Source organism: Sphingosinicella soli (genome assembly GCF_014199685.1).
Classification (GTDB): Bacteria; Pseudomonadota; Alphaproteobacteria; order Sphingomonadales; family Sphingomonadaceae; genus Sphingosinicella; species Sphingosinicella soli.
Window position 1 is genome coordinate 15,738 of sequence record NZ_JACHNZ010000016.1, and the last position, 12,654, is coordinate 28,391.

16 protein-coding genes are annotated in these 12,654 nt (G+C 66.8%); 12 read left to right on the top strand and 4 right to left on the bottom strand.

The window, feature by feature from the left end; translation table 11 throughout:
• The first annotated feature begins 1 nt into the window (after position 1).
• From rapZ to GGQ98_RS08220, 4 genes are read left to right on the top strand one after another with little or no spacing between them, the layout of a single operon-like run.
• Positions 2–958: an RNase adapter RapZ gene (gene rapZ / locus GGQ98_RS08205; protein ID WP_184067823.1), complete on the top strand. Its 957-nt coding sequence runs from the start codon at positions 2–4 to the stop codon at positions 956–958.
• A complete protein-coding gene (locus GGQ98_RS08210) occupies positions 955–1,359 on the top strand; it encodes a PTS sugar transporter subunit IIA (RefSeq protein WP_184067826.1) in 405 nt (134 codons plus the stop codon). The genes rapZ and GGQ98_RS08210 overlap by 4 nt, the downstream gene beginning before the upstream one ends.
• Positions 1,360–1,376: 17 nt before the next feature.
• Positions 1,377–1,664: an HPr family phosphocarrier protein gene (locus GGQ98_RS08215; protein WP_184067829.1), complete on the top strand. Its 288-nt coding sequence runs from the start codon at positions 1,377–1,379 to the stop codon at positions 1,662–1,664.
• Entirely contained in the window at positions 1,664–2,464 is an 801-nt protein-coding gene (locus GGQ98_RS08220) for a TrmH family RNA methyltransferase (RefSeq protein WP_184067832.1), read from the top strand. Before GGQ98_RS08215 ends, GGQ98_RS08220 begins: the two co-directional genes overlap by 1 nt.
• Here GGQ98_RS08220 and GGQ98_RS08225 read toward each other — a convergent pair whose 3' ends face one another.
• Positions 2,465–3,823 (bottom strand): DNA recombination protein RmuC, encoded by a 1,359-nt coding sequence (locus tag GGQ98_RS08225; protein ID WP_184067835.1) that lies wholly within the window; start codon positions 3,821–3,823, stop codon positions 2,465–2,467. It lies immediately after the preceding gene.
• Positions 3,824–3,943: 120 nt separating this feature from the next.
• Here GGQ98_RS08225 and GGQ98_RS08230 point away from each other — a divergent pair, with 120 nt between their 5' ends.
• The 6 genes from GGQ98_RS08230 (at position 3,944) to GGQ98_RS08255 (ending at position 9,899) form a co-directional block, all read left to right on the top strand.
• Positions 3,944–4,861 (top strand): SMP-30/gluconolactonase/LRE family protein, encoded by a 918-nt coding sequence (locus GGQ98_RS08230; protein ID WP_184067838.1) that lies wholly within the window; start codon positions 3,944–3,946, stop codon positions 4,859–4,861.
• Complete coding sequence (locus GGQ98_RS08235; RefSeq protein WP_184067840.1) at positions 4,854–6,002, top strand: ABC transporter permease; 1,149 nt, start codon at positions 4,854–4,856, stop codon at positions 6,000–6,002. The genes GGQ98_RS08230 and GGQ98_RS08235 overlap by 8 nt, the downstream gene beginning before the upstream one ends.
• On the top strand, positions 6,002–6,799 hold the full coding sequence (locus GGQ98_RS08240; RefSeq protein WP_184067843.1) for an ABC transporter ATP-binding protein: 798 nt from the start codon (positions 6,002–6,004) through the stop codon (positions 6,797–6,799). Before GGQ98_RS08235 ends, GGQ98_RS08240 begins: the two co-directional genes overlap by 1 nt.
• 2 nt (positions 6,800–6,801) lie before the next feature.
• A complete protein-coding gene (locus GGQ98_RS08245) occupies positions 6,802–7,758 on the top strand; it encodes an MlaD family protein (RefSeq protein WP_184067846.1) in 957 nt (318 codons plus the stop codon).
• A complete protein-coding gene (locus tag GGQ98_RS08250) occupies positions 7,755–8,351 on the top strand; it encodes an ABC-type transport auxiliary lipoprotein family protein (RefSeq protein ID WP_184067849.1) in 597 nt (198 codons plus the stop codon). Before GGQ98_RS08245 ends, GGQ98_RS08250 begins: the two co-directional genes overlap by 4 nt.
• A 69-nt stretch (positions 8,352–8,420) precedes the next feature.
• Positions 8,421–9,899: a M48 family metalloprotease gene (locus GGQ98_RS08255; protein WP_184067852.1), complete on the top strand. Its 1,479-nt coding sequence runs from the start codon at positions 8,421–8,423 to the stop codon at positions 9,897–9,899.
• A gap of 62 nt (positions 9,900–9,961) precedes the next feature.
• On the opposite strand, the gene GGQ98_RS08260 is transcribed toward GGQ98_RS08255, so the two are convergent.
• Together GGQ98_RS08260 and GGQ98_RS08265 are read right to left on the bottom strand one after the other, a co-directional pair.
• A complete protein-coding gene (locus GGQ98_RS08260) occupies positions 9,962–10,129 on the bottom strand; it encodes a Flp family type IVb pilin (RefSeq protein WP_184067855.1) in 168 nt (55 codons plus the stop codon).
• 200 nt (positions 10,130–10,329) lie between these two features.
• Complete coding sequence (locus GGQ98_RS08265) at positions 10,330–10,503, bottom strand: Flp family type IVb pilin (RefSeq protein WP_184067858.1); 174 nt, start codon at positions 10,501–10,503, stop codon at positions 10,330–10,332.
• A 119-nt stretch (positions 10,504–10,622) separates the two neighbouring features.
• Here GGQ98_RS08265 and mutT point away from each other — a divergent pair, with 119 nt between their 5' ends.
• Positions 10,623–11,030, top strand: coding sequence for an 8-oxo-dGTP diphosphatase MutT (mutT, locus tag GGQ98_RS08270; protein ID WP_184067861.1), 408 nt, complete (start codon positions 10,623–10,625; stop codon positions 11,028–11,030).
• Here mutT and GGQ98_RS08275 read toward each other — a convergent pair.
• The gene (locus tag GGQ98_RS08275) at positions 11,023–11,814 is read right to left on the bottom strand and encodes a methyltransferase domain-containing protein (protein WP_184067864.1); all 792 of its coding nucleotides are present in this window, start codon (positions 11,812–11,814) and stop codon (positions 11,023–11,025) included. The two genes, mutT and GGQ98_RS08275, sit on opposite strands and share 8 nt — an antisense overlap.
• 37 nt (positions 11,815–11,851) lie before the next feature.
• Between GGQ98_RS08275 and GGQ98_RS08280 the strand changes: the two genes are divergently transcribed.
• A complete protein-coding gene (locus GGQ98_RS08280) occupies positions 11,852–12,637 on the top strand; it encodes a ComF family protein (protein ID WP_243451779.1) in 786 nt (261 codons plus the stop codon).
• The last annotated feature ends 17 nt before the right edge of the window (positions 12,638–12,654 follow it).

Here is a 12,654-nt window from a genome sequence, read left to right on the forward strand (position 1 = left end):
AATGGCCAACGCCGATCCTCCCGTTCCCCGCACGCCGCTGCTGCTTGTCACCGGCATGTCCGGCGCTGGGCGTTCGACAGCACTCAAAGCGCTGGAGGACAACGGCTTCGAGGTCATCGACAATCTGCCGCTTTCGCTGCTGAAGCGTCTTCTGGCGGTTCACGACAAGGCCTTGGCGGGCAGCGATTCGGATCGGCCGCTTGCTGTGGGCATCGACGCGCGCACGCACGCATTCGATGCCGAATCGGTCGTTTCCCATATCAAATCGATGCGCGAGCACGGCATCGACGCGCGCGTGCTGTTCATCGACTGCGCGGGCGGCGAGCTTGTCCGCCGCTTTTCCGAAACGCGAAGGCGCCACCCGCTCGCGCTCGACCGACCGGCGGGCGACGGCATCGCCCGCGAGCGCGAGGTGATGGCGCCGCTTCGGCGCTGGGCCGACATCGTTATCGACACCACCGATTTCAGTGTCCACGACCTGAGACGCACGATCCGCGAGAAGTTCGCCCGCCACCTGCGCGGCGAACTGACGCTGACGGTGATGTCGTTCGGATTCGCGCGCGGACTTCCGCGCGACGCGGACATGGTGTTCGACGTGCGTTTCCTCGCCAATCCGCACTGGCAGCCCGAATTGCGCCCGCTGACCGGAAAGGACGCGGCGGTGGGTCGCCACGTCGCTGCCGATCCGGCCTACAGCGATGCTTTTGAACGGATTTCCAGCCTCGTCCTGTCGCTCGTTCCAAGCTACCGCCGCGAGGGCAAGGCCTATCTCACCATCGCGATCGGCTGCACCGGCGGCCGCCACCGATCGGTTTTTGTTGCCGAACGCCTTGCCGAAGCGATAAGGGCCGCCGGCTATACGTTGAACATTGTCCACCGCGACATGAGCGGACACAGTGAAGGTGTGGATGCCCAGGGCTTCGCGGCCCCGGACCAGGAAGAGAGACTGCCCGGATGATCGGTATTGTGCTGGTGACGCACGGGCGGCTTGCGGCTGAATTCGTCGCGGCCATGGAGCACGTCGTCGGCCCCCAGAAAGATGTCGCCGCAATCTGCATCGATGCCGACGACGACATGGAAGTGCGCCGCGCCGACATCGCAGCGGCGGTGAAGGCGGTGGATACGGGGCGCGGCGTCGTGATCCTGACCGACATGTTCGGGGGTACGCCGTCGAACCTGGCGATCTCGCTGCTTTCGGGCGGCCATGTGGAAGTGATCGCGGGCGTCAACCTGCCGATGCTGATCCGCCTTGCCAGCGTGCGCGGCGAAATGAAGCTCGAAGACGCCGTGCTCGCCGCTCAGGAAGCCGGCCGCAAATACATCTCCGTTGCATCGAAAATTCTGGGAGAGGTCGCCTGAGCGACGATCTGGACGGTGTGCCCGACGGCCACGACGGCGCCGTCCGGCAGCGCGTGCTCATCCGCAACAAACGCGGCCTCCATGCGCGCGCCAGCGCCAAGTTCGTGACGCTGACCTCTGAGTTTTCCGCCGCGGTCGCGGTGGAAAAGGACGGTTCGCGCGTGACGGGCACCTCGATCATGGGCCTGATGATGCTGGCCGCGAGCCCCGGCGACGAGATCGATATCATCGCGAGCGGACCCGACGCGGACGCCGCGCTCGCCGCTCTGGTGAAGCTCGTCGAGGACCGCTTCGGCGAGGAATAATGCCGCGCCGCATCACCAGCTTTTCCAACGAGACGATCAAACGCATCCGATCGCTCGAACAGAAGAAATTCCGCCGCATCGAGAACCGCTTCATGGCGGAAGGCATGCGGATCGTCGCGGAGGCGGCCGAAGCCGGGCATATCGCCGAAACGCTCGTTTTCGCTGAAGACCTGGCGGAGCACGCGCTGCTCCGGCGCCTCGTCGCGGCGTGCGAGGCGGCAGGCGGCGACGCCATCGAGGTGCCGCGCGAGATCCTTCACAAGATCACCGGCAAGGACAATCCGCAGGCGCTCGTCGGCGTGTACCCGATCCCCGAAACGCCGCTCGGCGCGCTCGACCGGAACGCATCGGGCGTCTGGACCGTGTGCCAGTCGCTGAAGGATCCCGGCAACCTCGGCACCATCCTGCGGACGAACGATGCCGTCGGCGCGGGCGGGCTGATCCTGCTCGACCAGAGCTGCGACCCCTGGTCGGTCGAGGCAGTGCGCGCCTCGATGGGGGCGCTCTTCACGCAGCCGATCGTGCAGACGACGGGCACGGACTTTTTCGAATGGCTGCGCGCCGGGCCGGGCATGCTCGTCGGCACCAGCCTGCGCACCGAACACGATTATCAAGACGTCCGCTACGAAGCGCCGACCTTCATCCTGATGGGCAACGAGCAGCACGGCCTGCCGGAAGACTACGAAGCCGCGTGCGATGTGCTGGTGAAGATCCCGATGCGCGGCAAGGCCGATTCGCTGAACGTGGCGGTGAGCTGCGCGGTGATGCTGTACGAAGTGCTGAACCAGCGGCGGCGGTAGCTATTCGGCGGCTTCGGCGGGCGGCATCAGCTTGGTGAGCGCACGCGGCGTGGTCTCGATGACGGGCAGGCGCTCGATCTCTTTCTTCGGCGGTTCGATCGACAGGTCGCGGAAGCGCTGCGCCGAGGTCAGCACCTGGCTTTCGAGGCTGCCGACGAAGGCGTTGTAGGCGCTCGTCGCGGTTTCGAGATTCTTGCCGAGCCGGCCGACATGGCCGCCCATCGTCGCGAGGCGCTCGTAAAGCTCCTTGCCGAGCGTCGCGATGTCGCGCGCCTGTTCCTCGATCTTCTCCTGCCGCCACACCATCGCCACGGTGCGCGCGATGGCGATGAGATTGGTGGGGGAGGCGAGCAGGATCTTCTGGGCGAACGCGGCCTCGAACAGGTCGTGGTCGGTCTCCAGCGCGGCGGCGAGGAAGTTCTCGCCGGGGATGAACATGATGACGAAGTCGGGCGTCGATTCGAACTGCTCCCAGTACGCCTTGCGCGACAGCGCGCCGACATGGCCGCGAATCGTCGCGGCATGAATCTTCAGATGTCGCGTCCGTTCGCCTTCATCGGCCGAATCGACCGCATCCTGATAGGCGACGAGCGAACATTTCGCATCGATGACCAGCGACTTGCCGCCCGGCAGCTTGATGACCGCGTCGGGCCGCAGGCGCCCGTCCCCGGTATCGACCGAAACCTCCTCGGCGAAATCGACCTGCGACGAGAGACCGGCCATTTCGAGCACGCGGCGGAGCTGGTGCTCGCCCCAGCGGCCGCGCGCCTTGGGCGCGTTGCGGAGCGCGTGGACAAGGCGGGCCGCCTCGCCGGACACCCTCTCCTGCCCCTCGCGCATCAGGCCGATCTGTTCCCGCAGCCCTTCATAGGCGCCGTGCCGCGCGGTTTCGATCTCCTTGAGGCTGGTTTCGTAGCGGCTGAGCGTTTCCTTCACCGGCTGCAGAAGCTCGGTGAGCGCCAGCTTGTTCTTTTCGAGCCCGTCGCTTGCCGCCTCGCGATGGCGCTTGAGCGTTTCCTCGGCGCGCTTGACGAAACTCTCCTGGCTCTTGTCGAGAACGTCCTGCGCCAGCGCGCCGAACTGCTTTTCGAGCCGGAGAAGATGGTCGGCGTGCTGCCGGTCGCGCTCGGCTGCGGCGGCGATGAACCCCGCATGCTCGATTTCAACATCGCGCAGACGCGCATTTTCCGCGCGCAGCGGCGCCAGCGCCTCGACCTCGCGCTTCGCGGCATCGAGATCGCGAATCGCCGCGAGAAACTTTTCCAGATGACGCGCCGCCGCGCGGCCCCACAGCCACCAGCCGGCGGCGATGCCGACGAGCAGCGCCAGGAGGCCGACAAGGAGATGGGCGGTCGTCATGGGTGCTCCAAACGTGAACAGATCGGGAACTGCATTGCTAGCGCAATTGGCCGCCCGACGCAAAGACCTTGCATCAAAACGACTTTGACGGACAGGATGCAGCGAGAGGGCGATCCGGTCATGAGCACAGTCGAAATTGTCGCCGAAGGCCTGGCGTTTCCCGAGGCCCCCGTGTGGATGCGCGACGGCAGCGTGATCGTCGTGGAGGTCGCGGCAGGCCGCATCACGCGCATCCTGCCGGACGGCCGCAAAACCACCGTCGCCACGCCCGGCGGCGGCCCCAACGGCCTGGCGATCGGGCCCGACGGCGCGCTCTATCTGTGCAACAACGGCGGCTTCGAATGGATCCGGCAGGACGGGCTGCTGATCCCCGGCCACCTCGCTGCCGACTACACGACAGGACGCATCGAGCGCATCGATCTTTCCACCGGCAAGGTCGAACGGCTCTATGCCGAATGCGACGGCCATGCCCTTTCCGGCCCCAACGACATCGTGTTCGACGCAAGCGGCGGCTTCTGGTTCACCGATCTGGGCAAGATTCGCGAAAACGCCACCGACCACGGCGGGCTCTATTACGCGAAGCCGGACGGTTCGGACATCCGCTGCGCCGTCTACGGCCCGGGCATGAACGGTATCGGGCTCTCGCCCGACGGCCGCACCGTGTATACCGCGCTCACCATGGAACGCACCGTCCTCGCCTTCGACATCACCGGCCCCGGAGAGGTCGCGCCCTCGATGTTCGCGGCGCTGCCCGGCCGCGTCGTCACCGCGTTCGCGGGACATACCCTGCTTGATTCGCTCGCGCTCGACGCTGACGGCAACGTGTGCGTGGCGACGCTGGTGGCGAGCCCCGGCATCACGTCGGTCGATCCGGCGACGGGCGCGCAATCCCTGCGCGCGTTTCCCGACCTGCTGACCACCAATATCTGCTTCGGCGGCGGGGACATGCAGGACGCCTGGGTGACGCTGTCTTCCACGGGCCGGCTGGCGAAAACGCGCTGGGACCGGCCCGGCCTGAAGCTCGCGCATTATGCCTGACGATCAGATCCCCACAGCGGGCCACATCAGCGAAAGCCAGACGAACGACGGCGGGCGCACCGTGCACCTTTCCGGCCGCATGACGATCCGCTTCATCGATCCGATTTCCCGGCGTCTGCGCGAACTCGAAACCGACCCCGCACCGCTCACCATCGACCTTGCCGACATCGAGCGCATCGATACCGCAGGCGCCTGGGTGCTCTACCGCACACGCGTGGCGCGCGAGAGCGCGGGGCTGCCCTTCGCGCTGACGGGGGCAAGCGGCAAGGCCGAAGAGCTGATCGACCAGATCTGCTCGCACACCAAACCCGTGAAGATCCGGCCCGACCTGACGCCGGGCTTCATCCGCACGCTGGAGAAGCTCGGCGGGTGGATCATCTTCTCGGCGACGACGTTCGGCGGTTTTCTGTCGTTCCTGGGCCTTACGCTCGTGTCGCTCGGCAAGGTGATCGCGGCGCGGCGCGCGTTCCGCTGGCGCGCCTTCGTCAATCAGTTCGAGGCTGTCGGCGTCTCCTCGCTCGGCATCATCGGGCTGATGAGCTTCCTTGTCGGCATCGTCGTCGCGCAGCAGGGCGCGGTGCAGCTGCGCCAGTTCGGCGCGGATGTGTTCGTGATCAATCTCGTCGGCCGGATCACGTTTCGCGAACTCGGCGTGCTGATGACGGCGATCATGGTCGCGGGCCGTTCGGGCAGCGCGTTTGCAGCGCAGATCGGGTCGATGAAGCTCGCCGAAGAGGTGGACGCCATGCGCACCATCGGCATGCCGCCGATCGAGGTGCTGGTGATCCCGCGCCTGGTCGCGGCCGTGATCGCCATGCCGCTTCTTGCGTTCTACGGGTCGATGCTCGGCATCCTGGGCGGCATGATGCTGACGTGGGTTTCGCTCGGCATCCCGCCCGCGACGTTCATCCAGCGGCTGCAGGAGGTGGTGCCGCTCACCGACGTGTGGGTCGGGCTCATCAAGGCGCCCGTGTTCGGGCTCGTGATCGCCGTCACCGGCTGCTTCCAGGGCATGCAGGTGCGCGGCAACGCGGAGGATGTCGGCCTGCGCACGACCGCCGCCGTCGTGCAGGCGATTTTCCTCGTCATCGTGATCGACGCGTTCTTCGCGGTCTTCTTCTCGGCGATCGGATGGAACTGATGGCCGAGGCACCTGATCGCCGCGGCGCCGTGATCCGCGTGACCGGGCTGCGCAACAGCTTCGGCGAACAGGTGATCCACGACAATCTCGACCTCGAGGTCAGGCGCGGCGAGATCATCGGCGTCGTCGGCGGATCGGGTACGGGCAAGACCGTGCTCATGCGCGCGATCATCGGCCTGCAGCGCTACGATGCGGGCGAGGTGGAGATCTTCGGGCGGCGCGTCAGCGGCCTCGGCGAGCTTGAGGAACTGGAGCTTCGCCGCCAGTTCGGCGTTCTCTTCCAGAACGGCGCGCTCTTTTCCACGCTCACCGTCGCCGAGAACATCGAGGTGCCGATGCGCGAGTTCTACCGGATCGAAGACCGGCTGATGGACGAGATCGCCGCATACAAGATCGCGATGGTCGGCCTGCCGCCCGACGCGGGGCCCAAGCATCCGAGCGAGCTTTCGGGGGGCATGAAGAAACGCGCCGGCCTTGCCCGCGCGCTCTCGCTCGATCCGCGCCTGCTGTTCCTCGACGAGCCGACCGCGGGGCTCGACCCGATCGGAGCGGCCGCCTTCGACCAGCTGATCCTCCAGCTGCGCGACGCGCTCGACCTCACCGTTTTCCTCATCACGCACGATCTCGACACGCTGCACACGATTTGCGACCGTGTCGCCGTGCTGGCGGACAAGCGGGTGCTGACGGTGGGGACCATCGAAGAACTGCTGGCCTTCGACCATCCTTGGGTTCAGGAGTATTTCCACGGTCCGCGCGGCCGCGCCGCGCTCGCGGGCGCCGCAGCAGCAGGGGTTTGATTTTGGAAACGAGAAGCAACCACGTTCTCGTCGGCGCCGTCGCGATCGCGCTGTTCATCGCCGCGTTCCTCTTCATCCTGTGGATCGCGCGCGTCGATACGTCGGACCGGCAGAAATACGACATTTTCTTCCGCTCGGTTTCCGGGCTCGCGCGCGGCAGCGCCGTGAACTACTCGGGCGTTCCCGTCGGCACGGTTCAGCAGATCCGCCTGATGCCCGAAACGCCGAACTTCGTGCGCGTCCGCATCGAGATCGAGGAGGGCGTCCCGATCCTGCAGGGGACGGTCGCGACGATTTCCAGCGTCGGCTTCACCGGCGTTTCCATCATCGAGCTGGAGGGCGCCATCAAGGGCGCGCCGCCGATCGACGAGACCGGCCCTTACGGCGCGCCCGTGATCCCGACCAAGCCCGGCGCGCTCGGCCAGCTCCTCGATTCCGCCCCGCAGCTTCTCGAACGGATCAGCACGCTCACCGCGCGGCTGAACGAGGTGCTCAGCCCGCGGAACCAGGAATCGATCGCCGGGATCCTGAAAAGCACGAACACCATCACCGCAGCGGTCGCCAGCCGTGACGGCGACATCGCGGAGGCCGTGACGGAAATCCGCACCACGATCGCGGAAACCCGCAAGATGGCGGCATCGCTCGCCGTGCTTGCAGACAGCACCAGCAGGCTGGTCGATACCGAAGGCAAGCCGCTCGTCGCCGATCTTCGCAAGACGCTGCAGCGCGCAGACAGCGCGCTCGTGGAGCTGGAGGCGACCTCGCGCGCGGCCCGCTCCGGCGCCGAGGCGTTCAGCGGGCAGACGCTGCCCGAGGTCAATCTTCTCGTCGGCGACCTTCGCGAGATGTCGCGTTCGCTCGGCGCCATCGCCGCCAAGCTCGACGAGGATCCCGCAGGCGCCCTCGTCGGAGGCCGCACGCTGCCGGAATACAAGCCCGACGGAGACAAAGACCGATGAAACCGACCGCCAAGGCCACCATTATCGCGGTCCTGCTGCTCGCCGGCTGCGGGCCTCTGGTGCAGATCGGCGGCGCCGGAGATCCCCCGGAGTCGCTGCTCACGATCCGCGCCGAAACCGGCGAACGGGCGGCGCTCACCGGCAAGCCCCTGCTCGTGACGGTGCCGAGCGCGCCCGGCGCGCTGCGCACGCTGCGCATTCCCGTCTCCACGAACGCAACGGAAATCGCGTATCTTCCGCAGGCGAGCTGGGTCGAGCAGCCGGTGGTGCTGTTCCAGCGCCTGCTCGGCGAGGTCGTGCAGGCGCGGACGGGTCGCCCGGTCATCGACGAGCGCAATGTCGATATCGCGGGCGCGCACCGGCTTTCCGGGCGGCTGCTCGAATTCGGTCTGGATGTGCGCGGCGCGCCGCAGGTCCGCGTGCGCTACGACGCGATATTGTCGGCGACCGGGACCGGCTATGTCGCAAGCCGCAGTTTCGAAGCGACCCGGCCCGTTTCCGCCCAGACCGGCCCGTCCGTCGCCCGCGCGCTCGGCGAGGCGGCGAACGAGGTTGCCGCAAGTGTCGGCGACTGGGCGGCATCGCATCCGTAACGATCCCGGGAACCGAGGCGACACGTCGCCGGTTTAGACGCGCAGGCAGGCTATTTGAGGGACAGACGCATGAGAAAAGAAGCACGGCTGGCTTTGGGGATCACGGTAAGCACGATCGTGCTCGGCGCCTGTGTGGCAGGGCCGGGAACCAGCGCGAACGCGCAGAAACCGCGCCAGATCAGCGCCAGCGAACGCGCGCAGGCGGCGCAGGCGCATCCCGAGATCATGGCCGAGTTCGGCGGCGCCTATGAAGGCCCCGGCAGCGCGATGGTGAAGCGCATCGGCAAGGAGGTGGCGGTCCGTTCCAACATCGCGTCCGCCCAAAGCGAATGCACGGTGACGCTGCTCAACACCACGGTCGTCAACGCCTTCGCCATCCCCGGCTGCTACGTCTACATGACGCGCGGGCTGCTTTCGATCATGAACAGCGAGGCGGAACTCGCCTCGGTGCTCGGCCACGAAATCGGCCATGTCGATGCGCAGCATTCCAAGAAGCGCCAGAATGCCGCGCTCGGCAGCGGGCTCGTCTCGATCCTCGCGACCGTGCTCACCGGCAGCAGCCAGGTCGGGCAGCTTGCGGGGCAGCTCGGGCAGGCCTGGACGATGAAATATTCGCGCGATCAGGAGTATCAGTCCGACGATCTGGGCATCCGGTACATGACGGCGGCTGGCTACGATCCCTTTGCAGCCGCCGAGATACTCCAGTCGCTCGGCGATCAGGAAGCGCTGGAAACGAAAATCCGGGGCCAGACCGAAGCCGCGCAGGTGCCTTCGTGGGCACGCAGCCATCCGCTCACCACCGCCCGCGTCAAGCGCGCGTCGCAAAAGGCCGCGGCCACGGGCGTGAAGCCGGGCCAGTTGAAGCGCGATGCGCCCGATTATTACGCTGCGGTCGACGGCATGCTCTACGGCGACGATCCCGAGCAGGGCTTCGTCGAGGGCCACACGTTCGCGCACCCGGTTCTCAAGATCGCCTTCGAGGTGCCGCAGGGCTATTACCTGAACAACGGCGCGGCGGCCGTCACCGCGTCGGGCGCGCAGGCGCAGATCCAGTTCAGCGGCGGCAAGCTCGGCGACGGCGACAGCCTCGATTCCTACATTTCCACCGTGTTCCAAGGCGTGCTCGGCAACAGCAAGGCGCAGTACACGGGCGTGCAGCGCACGACGATCAACGGGCTCGATGCAGCGACCGCCACGGCGCGCGTCACAACGCAGAGCGGCAACCGCGACGTCACCGTCTACGCCTACCGCACCGGCGGCGGCAGCGGTTATCACTTCGTCTTCATCTCGCCTTCGAACGTGAATGCGTCCAGCGTGGTGAGCACCACCGCCCGTTCGTTCCGCAGGCTGACCGACGCGCAGGCCGCCGCGCTGCGCAAGCGCGTCGTTCAGGTCGTGACGGTAAGGGCGGGAGACACGGCGCAGTCGATTTCGCAGCGCATGGCGTTCAGCAACTACAGGCTCGAACGCTTTCTCGTGATGAACAACCGCGAAGAAAACCCGACTCTGCGCGCCGGCGAGAAGGTGAAGATCGTCGTTTACGGATGACGAATGAAAAGGGCGCCGGGTTTCCCCGACGCCCTGTTCGTTCGCTTGGCGAAGACTGACGCTTAGGCGTCGGTCATCGCGCCTGCGGCGTTGTTCATCGTGGCGCTGATGGCATTGCCCAGCGCGCCCATGGCGCCGATGGCAGCAACCGCGATGAGAGCAGCGATCAGACCGTATTCGATGGCCGTCGCGCCCTTCTCTTCTTTACGAAGCTTACGGAAAAACGACATTTCTAGTCTCCTATACCAGTTCCGTACGTACCCGGTGTTCCTCTGTCCCCGTCCAAGAGGTCAGCAATGCATCACTATCGCATTGCTCTTGCCAATTGCTTAAAGGCGCTGGTGAAAATGCGTTAACTTTCGAAGCGGTTGTGAAGGCAAAAAAACAGGCCCGCAGGCCTGTTCGTTTTGAAGCCGTTCGTCGCGTGAGCCTACGAACTCTCCTTCACATTGTTCTCGATCTTGCCCCACATGTTGGTGAGGCCATTGCCGAAAGAATTGAATCCCGAGATCGCGCCGACCGCGATCAGCGCCGCGATCAGACCATACTCGATCGCCGTCGCGCCTTCGCAGTCGCAAACCAGCTTGCGGATGAATTGGGGCATCGGCCGCTACCTTACAGTTCAAACACGGATCAAAGGGCTTGCAATGTCCCTTCTCCTCCGTTTTAGCCCTCAGGCGTTAACAAACTCACACAAGCCGGACTAAGCGCGGGGTTAACCAAATGAATCCATTGCCGGTCCGCATGGTGGTCGCCGCCGCGCTCATCGATCCCGACGGCCGCATATTGCTCGCGGAGCGCCCGGCGGGAAAGCATCTTGCGGGAACCTGGGAATTCCCCGGCGGCAAGGTGGAACCGGGCGAAACGCCCGAAGCCGCATTGATCCGGGAACTGCGCGAGGAACTCGGCATCGAGACGGAAGCATCGTGCCTGGCCCCGGCGACCTTCGCCAGCCACGGCTACGACCACTTCCACCTGGTGCTGATGCTCTATGTCTGCCGCAAGTGGCAGGGCACGCCGCACGGCCACGACGGCCAGCGCCTGCGCTGGGAGCGCGTGAACGACCTGTTCGCGATCGACATGCCGCCCGCCGACCGGCCGCTGATCGGCACGCTCGCCGCGCTTATTTAAGCGGCGGCGCGCGCCCCGTCATGGTGACGATTTCGAGCTGGACGGGATGCCTTCCGTCCGCCTCAGCAGCAGCTTCCGCCGCAGCATGAAACGCCGCAGCGTCGGCGCGCGAAAGCGGCGCGCGGCTGCGCGCGTGAAGCACGTTGCTCTCGCCCATGCCGCGAAGGTCCGCCAGCATCGCCGCCGCGCCCGGATAGCGCACGGTCCGCGCATGCACGTCGACCACGGGCTCGACGAAACCCGCGCGCTGCAACAGTCCCGGCGCCTCGCGCGGATCGACCATCGGCAGAAAACGGGGCGAAGCACCGTCGCGGCGCGCCGTTTCGGCCGCGAGCAGGCGCGCGCGCAGGTCCGCAAGCGATGCCCCGCCGACGAACGCGGCGAGGAACACGCCGCCCGGCTTCAGCACCTGCCGGATCTGCACGAGCGCGCCGGGCAGATCGTTGACGCTGTGCAGACTGGCCGCCGACAGCACGGCATCGAAGCAGCCGCGCCCGAACGGCAGGCGGTCCTCGTCGCACATCACCCCCGCCGCCGCCTTCGCGAATCGAAAGCCCGGATCGGTCGCGACCGTCTCGCTTTCGGGCAGCAGCGCGGCGAGGCGCCCGTCGTGGGCCCCGAGATCGAGAACGCGCGCGGGCGGCGGGCCGAGCCCCGCGAGCCGCTCAACGAGATCGGCCGTCAGCGCATCCTTCAGAAACGCATAGTGCCCGAAGTCGCCGGCGGCGCGGTCGCGGGCGCGGCGGCGGGCGGCGCGGTCGAACGGTTCGATCAGGTCTGACATGCGCGTCCTCTCTTGTCGGAGGGAGGCTGCAAGCGCAATGCTGGGGTGCTACGACACGCAAATGGAGATGCCGGTCTTCCAGCTTCTGAAACGCTCGGGCGCGGGGTTCCTCGACCTTCTGCTGCCGCCGCGCTGCCCGTCGTGCAAAGCGATCGTGGCGCGCGACGGCAGTTTCTGCGCGCCGTGCTGGTCGCGCCTTCACTTCGTCACGGCGCCGATGTGCGCCTGCTGCGGCCTGCCGTTTCCCTACAGCGCCGGGGATGGCGCGCTCTGCGGCGCATGCGCGCAGACGCCGCCGCCTTTCGACCGCGCCCGCGCGGCGCTCGTCTACAACGGCGCCAGCGCCGGGCTCGTTCTCGCGCTCAAGCACGGCGATCGTACGGGGCTTGCGCGTATTATGGCGGGCATGATGGCGCGCGCCGCCGCGCCGATGCTCGCCGAGCGGCCGCTTCTCGTTCCCGTGCCTCTGCACGCGGCCCGCCTGCGCACGCGGCGCTTCAATCAGGCGGCGCTTCTGGCGGCAAGGATCGCCCGGCGCGCGGACCTGCCCGTCCTCGCCGCCGCGCTCGCCCGCGTTCGCGATACGCCGATCAGCCGCAGCATGTCGCGGCGGCAGCGCGCGGAAAATGTGCGCGGCGCCATTCGCGTTCGGCCCGGCGCGGCCGCGCGCATCAGGGGCGCGCATGTCCTGCTGGTGGACGACGTGATGACGACGGGAGCGACCGCAGAGGCCTGTGCCCGCGCGCTTCGCCGCGCCGGAGCGAAACGCATAGATATTGTAACTTTCGCCCGCGTCACCCATGATACGGTCGAACAGGGCTGAAAAGAGCCAAAGGGACT